Source organism: Halorussus lipolyticus (assembly GCF_029338375.1).
Lineage (GTDB): Archaea > Halobacteriota > Halobacteria > Halobacteriales > Haladaptataceae > Halorussus > Halorussus lipolyticus.
Genome location: NZ_CP119804.1, coordinates 57746 through 75059, shown reverse-complemented (window position 1 = coordinate 75059; position 17314 = coordinate 57746). Strand labels below are relative to the sequence as shown.

At 63.1% G+C, this 17314-nt stretch carries 15 protein-coding genes; 5 read left to right on the top strand and 10 right to left on the bottom strand.

Going from position 1 to position 17314, the window contains the following annotated elements; all coding sequences use genetic code 11:
• Positions 1-47: 47 nt before the first annotated feature.
• Positions 48-4673, top strand: coding sequence for a glutamate synthase large subunit (gltB, locus tag P2T57_RS00405; RefSeq protein ID WP_276300501.1), 4626 nt, complete (start codon positions 48-50; stop codon positions 4671-4673).
• 87 nt (positions 4674-4760) lie between these two features.
• Here gltB and P2T57_RS00400 read toward each other — a convergent pair whose 3' ends face one another.
• The gene (locus P2T57_RS00400; RefSeq protein ID WP_276300500.1) at positions 4761-5588 is read right to left on the bottom strand and encodes a twin-arginine translocation signal domain-containing protein; all 828 of its coding nucleotides are present in this window, start codon (positions 5586-5588) and stop codon (positions 4761-4763) included.
• A 121-nt stretch (positions 5589-5709) separates the two neighbouring features.
• On the opposite strand from P2T57_RS00400, the gene P2T57_RS00395 reads away from it, so the two are divergent.
• A complete protein-coding gene (locus tag P2T57_RS00395; protein ID WP_276300499.1) occupies positions 5710-5958 on the top strand; it encodes a hypothetical protein in 249 nt (82 codons plus the stop codon).
• A gap of 426 nt (positions 5959-6384) precedes the next feature.
• Here the strand turns inward: P2T57_RS00395 and P2T57_RS00390 are convergent, their stop codons facing one another.
• From P2T57_RS00390 to P2T57_RS00375, 4 genes are all read right to left on the bottom strand, one after another.
• Positions 6385-7383: a metal ABC transporter permease gene (locus P2T57_RS00390; protein WP_276300498.1), complete on the bottom strand. Its 999-nt coding sequence runs from the start codon at positions 7381-7383 to the stop codon at positions 6385-6387.
• Positions 7380-8156: a metal ABC transporter ATP-binding protein gene (locus P2T57_RS00385; RefSeq protein ID WP_276300497.1), complete on the bottom strand. Its 777-nt coding sequence runs from the start codon at positions 8154-8156 to the stop codon at positions 7380-7382. The genes P2T57_RS00390 and P2T57_RS00385 overlap by 4 nt, the downstream gene beginning before the upstream one ends.
• Positions 8153-9226, bottom strand: a complete 1074-nt coding sequence (locus P2T57_RS00380; RefSeq protein ID WP_276300496.1) for a metal ABC transporter substrate-binding protein — start codon at positions 9224-9226, stop codon at positions 8153-8155. Before P2T57_RS00380 ends, P2T57_RS00385 begins: the two co-directional genes overlap by 4 nt.
• Before the next feature lie 305 nt (positions 9227-9531).
• The gene (locus P2T57_RS00375) at positions 9532-10296 is read right to left on the bottom strand and encodes a GNAT family N-acetyltransferase (protein WP_276300495.1); all 765 of its coding nucleotides are present in this window, start codon (positions 10294-10296) and stop codon (positions 9532-9534) included.
• A 206-nt stretch (positions 10297-10502) separates the two neighbouring features.
• Between P2T57_RS00375 and P2T57_RS00370 the strand changes: the two genes are divergently transcribed.
• From P2T57_RS00370 to P2T57_RS00360, 3 genes are all read left to right on the top strand, one after another.
• Entirely contained in the window at positions 10503-11492 is a 990-nt protein-coding gene (locus P2T57_RS00370; protein WP_276300494.1) for an NAD-dependent epimerase/dehydratase family protein, read from the top strand.
• A gap of 224 nt (positions 11493-11716) precedes the next feature.
• Complete coding sequence (locus tag P2T57_RS00365; RefSeq protein WP_276300493.1) at positions 11717-12388, top strand: hypothetical protein; 672 nt, start codon at positions 11717-11719, stop codon at positions 12386-12388.
• Positions 12389-12773: 385 nt separating this feature from the next.
• The gene (locus P2T57_RS00360) at positions 12774-13823 is read left to right on the top strand and encodes an NAD(P)-dependent glycerol-1-phosphate dehydrogenase (protein ID WP_276300492.1); all 1050 of its coding nucleotides are present in this window, start codon (positions 12774-12776) and stop codon (positions 13821-13823) included.
• 16 nt (positions 13824-13839) lie between these two features.
• Here P2T57_RS00360 and P2T57_RS00355 read toward each other — a convergent pair whose 3' ends face one another.
• The 5 genes from P2T57_RS00355 to P2T57_RS00335 all read right to left on the bottom strand — a co-directional run bounded on the left by P2T57_RS00355 (position 13840) and on the right by P2T57_RS00335 (position 16937).
• On the bottom strand, positions 13840-14304 hold the full coding sequence (locus P2T57_RS00355) for a DoxX family protein (RefSeq protein ID WP_337250808.1): 465 nt from the start codon (positions 14302-14304) through the stop codon (positions 13840-13842).
• Positions 14305-14365: 61 nt separating this feature from the next.
• Entirely contained in the window at positions 14366-14788 is a 423-nt protein-coding gene (locus tag P2T57_RS00350) for a PIN domain-containing protein (RefSeq protein WP_276300491.1), read from the bottom strand.
• Positions 14785-15042 (bottom strand): AbrB/MazE/SpoVT family DNA-binding domain-containing protein, encoded by a 258-nt coding sequence (locus P2T57_RS00345; protein WP_276300490.1) that lies wholly within the window; start codon positions 15040-15042, stop codon positions 14785-14787. Before P2T57_RS00345 ends, P2T57_RS00350 begins: the two co-directional genes overlap by 4 nt.
• A gap of 90 nt (positions 15043-15132) precedes the next feature.
• The gene (locus tag P2T57_RS00340; protein WP_276300489.1) at positions 15133-15966 is read right to left on the bottom strand and encodes an ABC transporter permease subunit; all 834 of its coding nucleotides are present in this window, start codon (positions 15964-15966) and stop codon (positions 15133-15135) included.
• On the bottom strand, positions 15963-16937 hold the full coding sequence (locus tag P2T57_RS00335; RefSeq protein WP_276300488.1) for an ABC transporter ATP-binding protein: 975 nt from the start codon (positions 16935-16937) through the stop codon (positions 15963-15965). Before P2T57_RS00335 ends, P2T57_RS00340 begins: the two co-directional genes overlap by 4 nt.
• Positions 16938-17314: the final 377 nt, after the last annotated feature.

Here is a 17314-nt window from a genome sequence, read left to right as displayed (position 1 = left end):
AGCCATTCAGGGGTAGCCTCTTGTAGGGGTTCGAGGATTGTTATCTCATGACCGAGTACCCACTTTCCGACTCCGGAGACCAATCCCGAGCAGGTGGTCGAACCCGCGCGGGGGCCGCTTCGCGGTCCGACGCGGACCTCCTCGCCGACCCCGACGACTACCGCGCGAACTGCGGCGTCGGCGTCGTGATGGACCTCGCCGACGGCGGCGGCCACGGGGTCCTCGCCGACGGCCTCGAACTACTGGAAAATCTCGAACACCGGGGCACCACCGGCGCAGAGGAGAACACCGGCGACGGGGCCGGGGTCCTCCTCCAGAAGCCTCACGACTTCTTCGCCGACGAAGTAGGGGCCGGCCTTGACGACGATTTTCCGAGTCCCGACGAGTACGCCGTCGGCACTGTCTTTCTCCCGAAAGCCGAGGCGTCGAGCGCCCGACTCCGGGAACTCGCCGAGGACGTGCTGGCCGACGAGGGACTGGACCTGTTCGCGTGGCGCAGAGTGCCGACCGACAACGCGGACCTCGGGGCGACCGCGCTCGACTCCGAACCCGCAATCTGGCAGTGTTTCGTCCGACCCGACGGGGGCGAAACGCCCGACCCCGAGACCTTCGACACTCGCCTCTACGTCGCCCGGCGGGTCCTCGAACGCTCGGTGGGTGGGGTAGACGCCGCGGGCGCGAGTCGCTTCTACGTCTGCTCGCTCGACCGCCAGACCGTCGTCTACAAGGGTCTGCTCAAGGGCGAGCAACTGCCGGGCTACTTCCCGGACCTCCGGGACGACCGCCTCGAAACCGCCTTCGCCATGGTCCACGCCCGGTTCTCGACCAACACCCTCGGCGCGTGGCACCTCGCCCATCCCTACCGGAGAGTCGTCCACAACGGCGAGTTCAACACCATCCGGGGCAACATCAACTGGATGCGCGCCAGAGAGGAGTCCCTCGAAACCGACCGGTTCGACCCCGAGAAGGTCGCCCCGGTCGTCGCGGACCCCGAGGGGAGCGACACCGCCGCGGTGGACAACGCCCTCGAACTCCTGCTGGAGGGCGGCAGACAACTCCCTCACGCCCTCCGGATGATGGTCCCCGAGGCGTGGCGCGGCGACGACCAGATGGCCGACGCCCGCAAGGAGTTCTACGACTTCCACGCCTCCTTGTTGGAACCGTGGGACGGCCCCGCGCTGGTCGCGGCCACCGACGGCGAGCGCGTCGGCGCGGTGCTGGACCGCAACGGTCTCCGGCCCTGCCGGTACGACGTGACGACCGACGACCGCCTCGTGATGGCGAGCGAGGCCGGCGCGCTCGACACCGACGAGAGCGAGATTCGGGAGCGCGGCAGACTCGAACCCGGCCAACTCTTTCTGGCTGACCCCGACGAGGGCCGGGTGATTCCCGACGCCGAGGTCTTCGACGACCTGACCGACGACGAGTACGGCGAGTGGGTCGAGGACGAGCAGGTCGAACTCGACGTGGGCGACGCCGACCCCCGCGCCGGAGCGACCGCCGACGCCCGACTCGACGCCTCGCTCCGGGAGCGCCAGACCGCCTTCGGTTACACCAGAGACGAGTTGGACGAACTCCTCGAACCGATGGCCGAGTCCGGCAAGGACCCCGTGGGGTCGATGGGCGACGACACGCCGCTGTCGGTCCTCTCGGAGTTCGACCGCCCGCTGTTCTCGTACTTCAAGCAGTTGTTCGCGCAGGTCTCAAACCCACCCATCGACTACCTCCGCGAGGACTGCGTGACCAGTCTCGAAAGCCGGTTGGGCAGACAGCGCAACTTGCTGGGCGAATCCCCGGCCCACGCCCGCCAACTCGTGTTGGACTCGCCGGTCCTGACCGACGCCGAGATGGCCCGCGTCCGCGAGCAGGACGAGATTCCGACCGCGACCGTAGACATCACCTACCCCGACGACGACTCGACCGACCTCGAAACTGCGGTCGAGCGCGTCCGCCGGGAGGCCACTGAAGCGGTCGCAGAGGGCGCGGAGATGGTGGTCCTCTCGGACCGCGAGATGGGCGACGACCGACTGGCGATTCCGAGTCTGCTGGCGACCGGGGCGGTCCACCACCTCCTCGTCCGAGAGGGCCTGCGAACCCACGCCGGTCTGGTCGTGGAGTCGGGCGACCCCCGGACGGTCCACCACCTCGCCTGTCTCGTGGGCTACGGGGCCGGCGCGGTCAACCCGACGCTGGCCTTCGAGTCCATCGCCGACATCGTGGCCGGACCGGAGGGCGCGGACGAGGCCGACGCAATCGAGGCCTACGTTCACGCGCTGGAAGACGGCCTTCAGAAGACGATGGCCAAGATGGGCATCTCGACTGTCGAGAGCTACCGGGGTGCCCAGATTTTCGAGGCGGTCGGTCTCGACTCGGACTTCGTGGCCGAGTACTTTACGGGCACCGCGGCCAAGACCGGCGGTGTCGGCATCGAGGAGATAGCGGCCGACCTGCGCGAGCGCCACCGGAAAGCCTTCTCAGAGGACCCCGAAATCGAGCGCCAAGGCGAGTTCGAGCATCGCTCCGACGGCCGCCGCCACCAGTGGAACCCCGAGACGGTCGGCACGCTCCAGCGGGCGGTTCGACAGGGCGATTCGGACACCTACGACGAGTTCGCCGAGGCTGTCAACGACCAGAACGGGAACCTCCAGACGCTTCGGGGCTTGCTGGAATTCGATTCGGCGGGCAGAGAGTCGATTCCGGTCGAGGAGGTCGAGTCGGTCGAATCCATCGCCGAGCGGTTCTCGACGGCGGCGATGAGTCTGGGGTCGCTGTCGCCCGAGGCCCACGAGAACAACGCGATTGCGATGAATCGCCTCGGCGCGAAATCGAACACGGGCGAGGGCGGCGAACCCCCCGAACGCTTCGGCACCGAACGCGAGTGCAACGTCAAGCAGGTCGCTTCGGGGCGGTTCGGCGTCACGAGCGCCTACCTCGCCAGCGCCGACGAGATTCAAATCAAGATGGCCCAAGGTTCGAAACCGGGAGAAGGCGGCCACCTGCCGGGGAGCAAGGTCAACGAGATGATTGCTCACGTCCGGTACGCCACGCCGGGCGTCGGTCTCATCTCGCCGCCGCCACAGCACGACATCTACTCCATCGAGGACCTCAAACAGTTGGTCTTCGACCTGAAGTCGGCGAACCCCGACGCCGACGTGAACGTCAAACTGGTCTCGGAGGACGGCATCGGGACCATCGCCGCGGGCGTGGCGAAGGCCAACGCCGACGTGGTTCACGTCTCGGGCCACTCCGGCGGGACCGGGGCGAGTCCTCGGACCTCCATCAAGCACGCCGGTCTGCCGTGGGAGTTGGGCCTCGCGGAAGCCAACCAGATGCTCCGGGAGACCGGCCTGCGCTCCCGGATTCGGGTGAGTGTGGACGGCGGCCTGAAGACCGGGAGAGACGTGGCTGTCGCGGCGCTTCTGGGTGCCGAGGAGTACGTCTTCGGGACTGCGAGTCTGGTCTCCTCGGGGTGTGTGATGGCCCGCCAGTGCCACCAGAACACCTGCCCCGTGGGCGTCGCCACTCAGCGCGAGGACCTGCGCAAGCGGTTCCCCGGCGAACCCGAACACGTCGTCAACTACATGACGTTCATCGCGCAGGAACTTCGGGAAATCATGGCCGAACTGGGCTTCGAGACGGTCGAGGAGATGGTCGGCCGAGTCGAGTGTCTCGACCAACGCGAGACCGACCACCCGAAAGCCAGCGGGTTGGACCTGTCGGGCATCATCGCCGACCCCGCCGACCACGACCCCGCGAGTCCTCAGCGCACCAAGACTCGGGAACAGACCCACGAGATTGGGGACCACTTGGACCGGAACCTCCTCGAACTCGCCGAGAGCGCAGTCGAGAACGCCGAACCGGTCGAACTCGACGCCGAAATCGCCAATCAGGACCGGGCGGTCGGCGCGATGCTCTCGGGGAAAATCTCGGAGATTCACGGCGAGGAGGGCCTGCCGGACGGGACGCTCTCCTGTGACTTCCGGGGCACGGCGGGCCAGAGCTTCGGTGCCTTCCTCCAGTCGGGCGTGGACTTCCACCTCGAAGGGGCGGCCAACGACTACCTCGGCAAGGGCCTGTCCGGGGGCCGCATGGCGGTCGAAACTCCTCAATCGGCGGCCTACGACCCCACCGAGAACGTCGTCGTGGGCAACGTCGCCCTCTACGGTGCAACCGGCGGCGAGGTCTACGTCAACGGCATGGCTGGCGAGCGGTTCGCGGTGCGGAACTCCGGCGTCAAAGCCGTGGTGGAGGGCGTCGGCGACCACGGGTGCGAGTACATGACCGGCGGCGTCGTGGCGGTGCTGGGCGACACCGGCAAGAACTTCGCCGCGGGGATGTCCGGCGGCGTGGCCTACGTCTGGGACCAGTCGAGCGACTTCGCCGGGCGCGTCAACAGGGGGATGGTCAGCCTCGAAACCTCGCTCTCGGAGCGCGACGAGTCGGTCCTCCGCCGCCTCGTGGAGAACCACGCGGCCTACACCGACAGCGAGCGCGCAGAGGAACTGCTGGCGAACTGGGACGCCGTGTTGGACCAGTTCGTGAAGGTGATGCCCGAAGCCTACGAGCGTGCGGTTACTGAAGAAGGTCGGGAGGACGTTCGGAACTCGCCGCCGCCGAAGGCGCGGGTTCGTGACGAAGAAACCGGGCGAATAGTACAGAGCGGCGCAGACTAAGCCACATTAAATAGTTATAGTTACATAATGTGGTTGTAGTAATTACGCTATCATCAAAGAATTTATTTTAATCTTTTATGAATTAATTCAGCACTCTTTGTCCCGTGTGTCCTTATGTTGGCCACCTTCGTCCATGTAGCCTTCGAAGGTTTCCGTTTCTCGAACCCATTTTTCAGTTCCGCTAGTGAGGTTCAGGGTTGGACCTGTAGTACTAAACCCTACGCTATCCAGTTTGATGTCACCCCAGATGTGGTGGAGGTCAACGTAAATTTTCCGTTCCCACTCGTCGTAGTCGGAGTAGTTCGGAATCAGATACATCCCCCAATAATCGGATGCAGTCCCGTCAGAACCCTCATTATTCAGGTAGGCCTCGTCATCCCACTCAACTGCGATTCCTGTTGCACCTTCTGAGTCCTGATCCCCAATGTCGGAAACGTAGTTTCCGTAGTAAACGTAGGGGGACTGGTTTTTGGAATAATGATCTGAATCGTAGCCGATGGTGGCGTAGTCCAAGGGTGCTTGTCCGCCATCATCGCTATCTGACTGGTCAATCTCCCAAGAGAAGTCAACTACTGCGTAATCCTCGTACGCAAGATCGTCGAAGGTCACAAAGAGAGTGCACTGATAACAGTCAAATCTCTGAGCAGAGACTCCGGACCGGCCGGTAAAGGTCTTGTCATGGGTCTTGAGGTTGTGACCTCTCTTTGCAAGATATCGTCGCCATTGGTAGACATCCCAGTCGTTTTGGTCTCGAAGTTTTAGCGACTGCTCGTACACTTCGTGCGAATCCGGCTTGGTCGCACTAGTGATAGCTGGCGTTGATGCAGCAGTAACCGCCGCAACACCGGCAGTCTTGAGGAACTTGCGTCGATTCTTCGCGCTTAGCTTTTCTTCCTGCTGGCTATTTCCTTTCATAGCAGCAAATGCTTATCTCCCTGTCACCAAATTATAGCTTTCTATTTATTTGTTATATAATATTTCTTCCTGGTATTTGAGTCACAGGATTTAAGTAAAGAAAAGTCGTGCCCGATTATACATGGGATCCATCCTACCATATATTCCAGTACCGGGAAGCGCAGAGTTATTACTAATCCCCCTTTTCTTTGTATTTCTTTGGGTGAGTATAGGTATTCATTTATATCGAAGGGCGAAAAATGAGGGGCGAAGTCACCCGATAAAATGGGGATTACTCGGGCTAGTTTCAGGCATTCTTGGTTTAGTATTATATAATTCGTATGAATCATCGGAATCTAGTCAGGAAGAAACAAAAAGAAGCGATTTTTGAGACCATCTCACGAACTTGAGGGAATTATTGCTGAGGCGTATTCTCACTGGTGTAAAGTCTCTATAATAATATTAATAGAAATTAATATTATAAATAGAAATACGCAATTCTATTTAAATGTAATTGAATCATAAAATATGGGGCTGCAAATACGACACGTCCCACCGAACCGGCCTCTTCGTGTTCCCGTACTGGTCACTCTAACCGCTCCATCGAGTCCATCGCGGTGTCGAAACCCTCACAGTTCAACCAGAACCATCTTAGGGGTTCACCGCCTCCTCGGGCTAGCGTTCGTGGGGCAGGTAGTTGAGTCGCACAGAGTGGGACAGACTGAGCGTTAAAGCAACAAATCCATTTTTTAGAAGATTCTCTACTAACGCTTGAACACTAATTAGGTATCTTAAGCCGCTAGCGAGAATCGTCGTCTCAATCTGACCGGGACGTATTCTTCTCGGCCTCGATGCTCCCGATTTCCGGGGTCCGGTCGTCAGCGAGCGAGGTCTGTAGCTTCCCGGCGAGGACCGCGACGACGTAGATAGCGACCGCGACGAGGACGATTACTCCTCCGGCCGTGGCCTCGCCGTAGTAAGCCACACCGATGCCGAGGAGAACCGCCAACTCTGCCAACACCATCGAGACGAGGAGCGACTCGGTGAAACTCCGGGAGACCTGCGCCGCTCCGGCGACGGGGACGACCAGCATCGCCGCCACGAGGATGACGCCCATAATCTGCATCGCGCCGACGACGACCAGCGCGGTCAGCATCACCATGATGCGGTTGTACCAGTCCACGGAGAGACCCGAGACCTCGGCGGCGGTCTCGTCGAAGGTCACGTAGAGCAACTGGTTGCGCGTCACCCCGACGGTCACGACGATGACCGCGAACAGCACGAGGAGTATCGCGGCGCTCTCGTTCGAGACCGTCGAGAGGTTGCCGAACAGATACTGGTTGACGCCGACCGCCAACCCGCCGGCGTTGATGCTGATGAGCGTCGTCCCGAGCGCGAACCCGGTCGAGAGGACGATGGCCATCGACACGTCGTTGTAGGCGTCGGTGGCCTCCGAAATGAGTTCGATGAGGAGCGCCGCGAGCATCGCCACGACGACGGCCGTCAGATACGGCGAGACGCCGACGTTCAGCACGGCGTTGATGAACAGTCCGACCGCGACACCGGCGAACGCGGTGTGGGCGAGGGCGTCGCCGATGAGCGCGAGTTGCCGGTGGACGAGGAAGGTGCCGATGAGCGGTGCCATCACGCCGATACAGAGACCGACGAGAATCGCCCGGTGCATGAACTGGTACTGGAGCATCTCCAGTCCGGTCTCCCCGGCGAGCCAGAACATGAGTGCCGACCAGAGTTCGAGCAGGAGGTATATCGGTTCCAGCGGACTCGTCTGCATCGGTGCGAGGAGCGTGCCCGTCATCTGGCCTCACCCACGAAGTTGGCGGCGGTCCCGAACGCTCGACTCAGCGCGTCGCTCTCCACGAACTCGTCGGTCGGGCCGTCGAAGTACACCTCGCGGTTGAGACAGACGACGCGCTCGGCGTGTTCGGTCACGGCGCTCAGGTCGTGTTCGATGAGGAGTATCGTGATGCCCTCCTCGTTCAGCGTTTCGAGGAGGTCGTAGAACGCTTCGACGGATTCGGCGTCCACGCCGACCGTTGGCTCGTCCAGCACGAGGAGGTCGGCCTCGCTGGCCAGTGCCCGAGCGATGAACGCTCGCTGGCGCTGGCCGCCCGAGAGTTGCGTGACGCGACGGTCGGCGAACGCGGTCATGCCGACCGTTTCGAGCGCCCGGTCCACGATGGCCCAGTCGTCGGCCGAGAGCCACCCGAATCCGACGTGGGGGAATCGACCCATCTTCACCACCTCGCGGACGGTGATGGGCATCTCCTTGGCGGCGCTGGCGTGCTGTGCGACGTAGCCGATTCGAGAGCCGTCGTCGAACTTGTGGGATGGCTCGCCAAACAGTCGGGCGACGCCCTCGTCTGGGCGGAGCAGGCCGAGCATGAGTTTCATCAGCGTCGATTTCCCCGACCCGTTCGGCCCGACGACCGCGACGTACTCGCCGGGGTCGATTCGCATCGAGATGTCCTCGACCACCGGGGTCGCGGTGTAGCCGAAGTCCACGTCCGAGAGGGAGATGACCGCCTCGTCGCGCTCCGTTCCCGTCTCCCGGCCGGTCGCGGTACTCATTCGAAGTTCCTCCACTCTTGATTCCACCCGTCGGGTCCGGCCTCGTCGGGCGACTTGTTGCCGAGGACGACCTCGAAGGTGGGCATGTTGACGTTGTAGGCTATCTCCTCGTAGCCCCAGTTGTTCTCGACCCAGTTCTCACGGACGCCGGCGTAGGGCGTCACCGGGTAGTAGGCCTCGACCTGCGTCTCGCGGACCAGTTGCTTCGCCGGCTTCCGCGACTCGAAGACGCCGTTACCGATGTAGTTGATGTCGTTCTCCTCGATGACCTTCTTGGCTTTCACGATGTCCGAGGGTTTCACGTCGCCGCTGGCCGCGAGGTTCACCACGAGGGGTCGCATCTCGACGCCGTACCGGACCCCGATGTACTGGAAGGCGTTGTGGGCGGCGAGTTGCACCACGTCGCGGGACGCCGCGTCGAAGATGGCCTGATAGTCCTCGTCGATTCGCTGGAGAACATCAGATTTGTAGGTCTCGGCGTTCTCCCGGAGCGTCTCCTCGTGGTCGGGCGCGATTTCGGCGAGGCCGTCGGCGATGTTATCGACCGACTGCTTGGCGCGCTGGGGGTCGAGCCAGAAGTGGGGGTCCTTGCCTCGGTCCTTACCGACGCCCTCCTCGTCGGGGTCGAGCGTGGCCGCGAGGTCGGCCAACTCGATTCCCTCGCGGCTGTTGATGAGGTGCGTGTCGATGTCGTCGTCCTTCAGCGTCTGTATCGCTCGGTCGGCCCACGGCTGGAAATCCGGCCCGACGTGGATGAACGCGTCCGCTTCGATGATGTCCTTGGTGATGCTTGCGTTCGGTTCCCACCCGTGGCCGTGGAGTCCGGTCGGAATCAGGTTCCGGACCTCGACCGGCGTCTCCTCGGCTATCTTCCGGCCGAAGTCGTAGAAACTGAAGAACGACGCCACGGCGACTGGTCCGTCGCCGGAACCGCTCGTTTCGCCGCCCTGTCCGCCGCTAACGCTTCCGAGACAGCCGGCCAATCCGGTAGCGAGGAGTCCGGACCCGGCGGTAATCGCTCGTCTGCGAGAGAGTCGATGCTCGTCTCGTCGTCGCGTCGAGGTATCCATTGTCACTCGTAAAAATACCACCGAATGCAATAATGTTGTTGGTCGAAGTCTATTTTTAGATGCGTCTAATTCAGGCGTCGGTTCGCGTCTCGGACGCCGATTGGAGACTTCTCGCTGGCGTAACAACTCCGGTCCGCAACTCCAGTATCAAGGAGGGCCACCCGCGACTCGTGGAGTACCACACCGACCTCTCGGCCCGACAGGACTTTCAGAGGTCTGCTTCTCGGCGGTTTCGCGTCGCTTCCCCCGCGAATCAGCAACTAAAAAGCGTGTTTAAGAAACGAGTACGTTTCTTTCGGCCGTCTTCACAGATACGAAGCGTCCCACCGAACCGGCTTCTTCGTGTTCCCACACTCGTTGCACTCTAACCGCTCCATCGAGTCCATCGCGGTGTCGAAGCTCTCGCAGTTCGAACAGAAGTAGCCGTAGAGATTTTCGCCGTCCTCGTCGCTGTAGGCCGCGAAGAACGGGGCCTTCGACCCCCGGTCGCTCTCTAGCCAGTTGACGTAGAGGGTCTGGCCGTCGTACTCGCGGACCTCGAACTTCTCCTTGCCCTCTTGGACGTAGACAACTTCGGTGTACGTTCCGTCGCCGATTTCGGTCTCGCGCTCGATGGACCTCTCGAAGCCGTTCTCCTCGTAGAAGCGCGTCCCGTTCTCGTTGCCCGCCAGCACTTCGGCGGCGACGTGTTCGACGCCGCGCTCCGAGAGGACCGCTTGGGTGTGCTTCAGGAGGGTGGAGCCGACGCCTTGGTCGCGGTTGTCGGGGTCCACGTGTAACCAGAGGATGGTCCCGGTGCCGCCCTCCTCGGACACGAGGTTCTGGGAGAACCCGACCACGGTGTCGCCCGCCACGGCGACGAGGTAGAGCATCCCGTCCTCGTCGAGTTCGGCGTCCATGGCCTCGTCGGCGTACCAGTTCTCGACCGCGGTTTCGATGACCTCCTCGTCGAGAACGTCGGCGTAGGACGCGCGGAGCGACGCCAGCGCGACGTTTCGGATGCCGTCAACGTCCCCCGTTTCGGCTTCCCGAATTTCGATTCCGTCTGACTCGGCCTCTCTCTGTCCCATGCTACTCATATTCGTGGTTTTCATTGATAAACGTTGTACCCGATTCGCGCAAATCAGGCAAAAATAGGACGATAAAGTGGCTTTTCCCCCAACACCGAAGCAATCGTTTCGGTTTCGGGCCAGAATTTGTGTTTCGTCAGATTCGGGGTGGGCGGGGCGATTTCCGACTCCAGTAGGTCTTTCAAACGCCGCGACCAAGCGCGGGCATGGACACCGCACTCGTCATCGGCGGCACGCGGTTCATCGGCCGCCACCTCGTCTCGGACCTGCTGGACCACGACTACGACGTGACGATTTTCAACCGCGGAAATCACGAAAATCCCTTCGAGGAGAACGACGCCGTCACCCATTACGAGGGCGACCGGACCAACGAAACCGCGCTCGAACGGGCCAAGCAGGAGGTCGAACCCGACGCCGTCTTCGACTGCGTGGCCTACAAGCCCCGCGAGGTCCGGGCCGCGACCGAGATTTTCTCGGACGCCGAGGCCTACGTCTACATCTCGTCGGGCGACGCCTACGGAAACGAGGAGATACCCAAGCGCGAGGACGAGACCGAACTCCGACCCTGCACGATGGAGCAGGCCACCGACGACTCGGGCGAGACCTACGGCAACCGGAAAGCCGAGGGCGACCGAGCAATCGAGGCCGCGGCGGACCGCGGCGTCAACGCCTACAGCGTCCGGCCCTGCATCGTCTACGGTCCCCACGACTACACCGAGCGACTGGATTACTGGATTCACCGAGTCGCCAACTACGACCGGGTGGTCGTGCCCGGCGACGGCGACAACGTGTGGCACCGCGCCTACGTCGAGGACGTGGCGAGCGCGCTCCGGACCGTCGCCGAGGAGGGCACGCCCGGCGAGTCCTACAACGTGGGGGACCGCCGCATCGTGACGATAGACGAGATGCTGGAACTCATCGCGGACGCGCTGGATACCGACATCGACATCGTTCACGCCGGGGAGCGCGAACTCTCTGCGGCGGACCTCTCGCCCGACGACTTCATCCTCTACCGGGACTACCCCCACGTGCTGGATACGGACAAACTGGCGAACCTCGGGTGGGACTCGACCCCGCTCGCGGAGGCCATGGAGAAGACGGTCGCAGAGTCCCTCGATAGCGACCGCGACGGGAGCGAGTACGACCCCGGCAGAGACGCCGAGGAGCGCGTGCTTGGCGTACTCGACACGCTCTAAGTTTCCGGACCCCGTGACCTTCCGCGGGAGTGTAGCCGAAGAATCACCTAACCCGACTTCCGAGTGCTGAAGCCGCCGAGCGCGTCGTTAATCCGGATTTGAGACCGTTCGCAGGTCCGCGCTACCGCTTTCAGGAGGTTGATAACAAACATCCCTGCACTCCATTGTCGAGGCATGTCACTGCATCGTCGTCGCCGACCGTCTCTCTCCGTACGCTCCCGACGATGATACGCGAGGCCATTCGAGCGACCGTCAGAGGAGTCGGCGTGGTCCTCCTGACGACCGTCGAGGTCACGGCGCTCTCCGTCTGGTTCGGGTTGGTGGGCGATTCCGCCACGCTCTCGGTGACTGCGCTCGTCGGCGTGGTCGGTCTCTCGGCCGGGATGCTCGTGGAGGCGTTGCTGGCCCACGTCACGGTCAACGGGTGGAGTCGGCCGATTCCCGCGCGAGCAGTCGCCGGTCTCGCGCTCGCCGAGACTCTGCTCTGGGTCGGGTGGCTCACAGCGGTCCAGTTCGCCGACGGCCTCGTCGGCGTCGTCGGGGCCAGTCTCGCGCTGGCCGTCGCGCTCGTCCCGCGACTCACCGCTGGGGACAACACCGTCCGCGGCCGGGACGCCCTCTCGTCGCTGGTCCAGCGCACGACTATCGGCCTCGCGGTGTTGCAGGCCGGGGGCGCGACGGCGTGGGTCCTCGTGGTTTCGGGCGCAGTGTACTTCCCCGAGTGGTTCGTCGCGCCCCCGATTGCGGGCTTCTCGGCGAACGCAATCGTCGGCGCTGGCCTGCTGGCGGGCGCGGCGTTCGCCCGCCACGTGCTGGCGGTCCGCCACGCCCTCCGACAGGACCAGCAACCGGCGAAGTCGGGGTGGCGCTCCTCGCGCGGGACGCTTCGGGAGTAGATATGAAGACATTTATTGTTGTCTTTAGACAATATTTATAATTTGTTTGTCCCTCTATTTATTTCTCCAACGGACCTCGCGTCGAGGAGAACCGCGGGGTAGCCAGCTTCAGGCTTAAGCAAAGCCGTCTACTGCACCGCAACCGCATAGCACCGCAACCGCATAGCACCGCAACCGCACAGCACCGCGTCCCGAACCTCCCCGCCGCGTTCGCGCAGTTCTGCGCGAACGCGGCGCATCCCGTGGATTGTGCCACTTATCGCGCTTCGTAGACTGCCGTCCTCGGCGGACTTGTGGATTGTCCCAATCCGCGAAACCCGCTGACAGCGAACGCCTGCGGGCAGAGAGGTAAACTGTTTTCCCGACCCGCCATAGAGTAGCCCGTATGTTCGACAAATCGACGTGGATTCGCCTGCCGCGCAACGTGGTAGTCGGCCACGGCGTCCTCGACAGCACCGTCGAGGCCGTCTCCGAACTCCACTTGCAGGGGCGGCCGCTGGTCGTGACCAGTCCCACGCCCCGCGAAGTCGCCGCAGAGCGCGTCGCGGCGGACTTCGAGGACGCGGGCGACGACCCGGCAATCGTGGAAATCGAGTCGGCGACGTTCGAGTCGGTCCAGCGAGTCATCGAGGTGGCCGAGGAGGTAGACGCCGGCTACCTCGTCGGCGTCGGCGGCGGGAAGGCCATCGACATCGCCAAGATGGCGAGCGACGACCTCGGGACCGGGTTCGTCTCGGTCCCCACGGCGGCGAGTCACGACGGCATCGTCTCGGGCAGAGGGTCGGTCCCGGAGGGCGACACCCGCCACAGCGTCGCCGCCGCGCCACCCCTCGCAGTCGTGGCGGACACCGAGATTCTGGCCGACGCGCCGTGGGAACTCACCACCGCGGGGTGCGCCGACATCATCAGCAACTACACCGCGGTCAAGGACTGGCGACTCGCCAATCGACTCCAGAACGTCGAGTACTCGCACTACTCCGCGGCGCTGGCCGAGATGACCGCCGAGATGCTGGTGGACAACGCCGATTCCATCAAGCAGGGCCTCGAAGAATCGGCGTGGGTGGTCGTGAAGGCGCTGGTCTCGTCGGGCGTGGCGATGTCAATCGCGGGGTCGTCGCGTCCGGCCTCGGGCGCGGAACACCTCTTTTCCCACCAACTCGACCGGATGGTCCCCGACGCCGCGCTCCACGGCCATCAGGTCGGCGTCGGCACCATCATCGCCGAGTACCTCCACGGCGGCAACTGGCAGGGCGTCCGGCAGGCGCTCGAAACCATCGGCGCGCCCGCCACCGCCGACGAGTTGGGCATCGACCCCGAGATGGTCGTGGCCGCACTCACCTCTGCCCACGAGATTCGGGACCGCTACACGATTCTGGGCAACGGGATGAGCGAGGCGGCCGCCATCGAGGCCGTCGAGAAAACGGGCGTCATCTGAGAAAAGGCGAGCGAGTTCACTCGTCCTGTCCGACCCGGAGGAATGCGAGCGCGCCGCCCAACAGCGCGGCGTTCTTCAGGAAGTGAATCATCTCCTGTTCTTTCTGCTGGTCGTCGTCGATGGACCAGAAGTCGTGCATGGCGGGCGTGACGGTCACGAGGAAGGTGGCCACCGCACCGGCCGCGAGGCGCGGAAGCTTCCACGCCGCGATGCCGAGGCCGCCGAACAGCAGGCTTCCGCTGATGAAGGGCACCGTGGTCTCCGGTTCCGGCGCGCCCTTGCTCTCGGCGTAGCCGACCATCTCGTCCAGACTCCGGAAGTTGTCCAGCGCCGTGAACGCCAGCACCCCGCCGAACAGGGCGCGGGCCAGTTTGAACGACGTGGAGTGGGTCTTGGGCGGTGACTCGCCGGTTACTTCTTCTTTGGCTTCCTGTGCAGTTTCCGCGACGCTGTCGGTCGAATCGCTTCCGAGTAGTGACACGGAAGAAGGTAGCCGATTGAGCGACTTACGTCTGTTCGCCGGACGCGGAATTGCCGGTAGTTCAGTCCCAAACAGTCGGCACGTTACTGTCCGCAATGGTCCCGTCCTTGGTCAGCACGGCGTCAGTGTTTCGACTCTCGTGACTGGCGACTATCATCGCGTCGTGAATCGAAAACGATGCCATCTGCCCGGCGACGCCGCGCACTTCGTCGTATCCCGTTTCGACTAGTTCGATTGGCGAACCTCGCTCTATCGTCGCAAGAACGCCCTCGATGTCCTCTTGCTCGGAGATGTCTCGCACGTCGATTCCCCGTACCTCGTCGCGTTTCTGCAAAATGTAGGACGTTTCGACAAGGACGATGGCTGGGACTTCCAGTCGTGCGTTTCCAGCCTCCGCCTCCTCGACCACCGCGAGCGCCTGCTCCGGAAGGATGTCCAGAAGGTAGTGGATGAGTGCGACCGAATCGACGGTGTAGGTTTTCATTCGACCGTCCACTCCTCATCGCGCTTAGCTCGAATCTCGTCGCCGAGTTCTTCGGCAACTGCTCGTCGCTCGTCTTCGCTCATGTCGCCCGCAAGCAGTCCTCTTGCTTCGGTCTTCTCGGTCTTTTTAACGACGATTCCATCGTCGGTCTCCTCCCAGACGACTGCATCTCCCGGTTCAAGGCCGTACTTCTCTCGCAACTCCTGTGGAATCGTTGTTTGTCCCTTTCGAGTAATCCGAGTCGTCTCGCTCATATTGAGTACTACTCCCTGTAGTACTAAAAGTCTTCACCAGTGTTTATCCACATCTCGAACCGAGGAGAAAAGGGAATTACGAGAACTGCGCTACCCGAGGTCGGCGCGCTCGAACTGCCAGAAGCCGACCAGCAGGGGAAGAACGATCCACGCCGCGAGAATCACCAGCATGAACTCGGCTTCGAGGTAGAACGGCGTCGAGGGGTCCGCTGGTGGGATGTCACGGTAGCCATCGGGGAAGGCGAGTTGGAGCGACTGGAGGAAGGCCGTCGCGGGACTCAGACTCTGGACGAACGACTCGGTGTTCTGGGACAGCGCGAGACCCAGCGTGTCCTCGAAGACGAACCGGAGCGCGCCGACCACCGAGAACGCCGACCCCTGAATCCAGAGGACGTTGAACACGAAGAAGTAGCCGATAGCGCCGCCCATGGCCCGCGACCGGGAGGCCGTCAGCGCCGAGATGCCGACCGCAATCGAGACGTAGGCCAGCGCGAACAGCAGGGTGAGACCGACGACGCGGGCGAACGTCGAGAAATCGACCTCGGGGTACCACGCCGTCGAGAGGACCGCGGCGACCCCGAACGCCAGCAGGATGGCACCGGTGACGAGACTCGCCCGCGAGACGTACTTGCCCAGCACCACGTCCCGGCGCTGGTTGGGAATCGAGAGGAGGAACTTGATACTGCCCGACTCGCGCTCGCCGGCGATGGAGAGGTAGGCCGCCACCAGCGCGACTAGCGGGATGAACAGTACCGCGAGGCCCGACATGTTCCAGAGTTGTCGGAGGACCGCGGGGTCCTCGCCGGTACTCCCGGTGTAGAAGAACAGCACGGCGAACAGGGTGTAGATGCCGCCGACGAACCACAGCAGTTTCGCCCGGCGCACGTCCTTGAAGTCCTTGCTGACCACGGCCCGGAAACTCATGCCGCCACCTCCGGGGACTCGCCGTCTCGCTCGCCGGTTTCGTCGGGGTCGGCCCCGCCTTCGGCGTCGGTGTACCGGTTGAACAGGTCTTCGAGGGAGGCCTCCTCGGAGTGGATGTCTCGGACTGCGGTCGCGTCGTCGATTCGCCGAAGCACGTCCATCTTCGCGCCGGGGGCCGAGCAGACCGCGGTGACGGCGTTGTCGTCGGCAGTCGCGCTCTCGACGCCAGACAGGGTTTCGAGGTCGGCGAGGTCGAAGCCTTCGGGCACCCGGTCCACCTTCGCGGTGATTCGACTGGTCCCGCCCGAGGACTCCCGGAGGCCCGCGATGGTGTCCTCGGCGACGAGTCTGCCCTCGCTCATGATGCCCACTCGGTCACAGACCGCTTCGACCTGCGGCAGGATGTGGGACGAGAAGAAGACGGTGGTGCCCCGGTTGGCCTCCTCCCGGAGGAGTTCCCGCATCTCCTGAATCCCGTTGGGGTCCAAGCCCGACGAGGGTTCGTCTAAAATCAGGAGGTCGGGGTCGCCGACCAGCGCCATCCCGAGCGCGAGGCGCTGGCTCATCCCTTTCGAGTAGCCCCCTGCGGGGCGCTCGCGGTCGTCGGGGTCGAGACCCACGCGGTCGAGAATCGCGTCGGGGTCGGCGTCCGCGGTCTTGGTCCGGGCGACCCACTCGACGTGTTCTCTGCCGGTCAGTCTGTCGTAGAGGGTCGCGCCCTCCGGGAGGACGCCGACGCGTTCCCGGATGGCTTGGGTCTCGCGCTGGGCGTCGTAGCCAAGCACCGTCGCCGACCCCGCCGTCGGCCGAATGAAGTCCAACAGGAGGTTGATGGTGGTGGATTTGCCCGCACCGTTCGGGCCGAGGAAGCCGAATATCTCGCCCTCCTCGACGGTGAGTTCGAGCGAATCGACGGCGAGAACGTCGTCGCCGAACCGCTTCGTGAGGTCGGTAGTGTCGATTGCCGCCATATCGGTCCCCTCGGCGCATCGCCACTTAGGGTTTCTTGAACCCCGAACCTGTTTGACGACGTTAGAAGTCGAATAGCCGACAGGAATTCAGGACCGGCCTCGGTGGTCGCGTCGGCGTGGCCCGTGGTCAGGACCGCCTCGCTGGTGGCCTCAACCGTTGCCGTCGGTCGAGTTCGATTTCGCGAGTAGGTGTATTTTGGGTGTCGTCCGGGACCCGGTTGGCCGAGACGACTCGTTTCACGACGACGACCGATTTGTCATTATTCACCCACTCCGATACGTTCTCCAAAGAGTTGCAGAAGTTAGCCCATACCCGACCAGAGGAGACGGTAAGGACTGATTGTTCCGCGGTAGGCCACGCCTGAGGCCGACGCGCT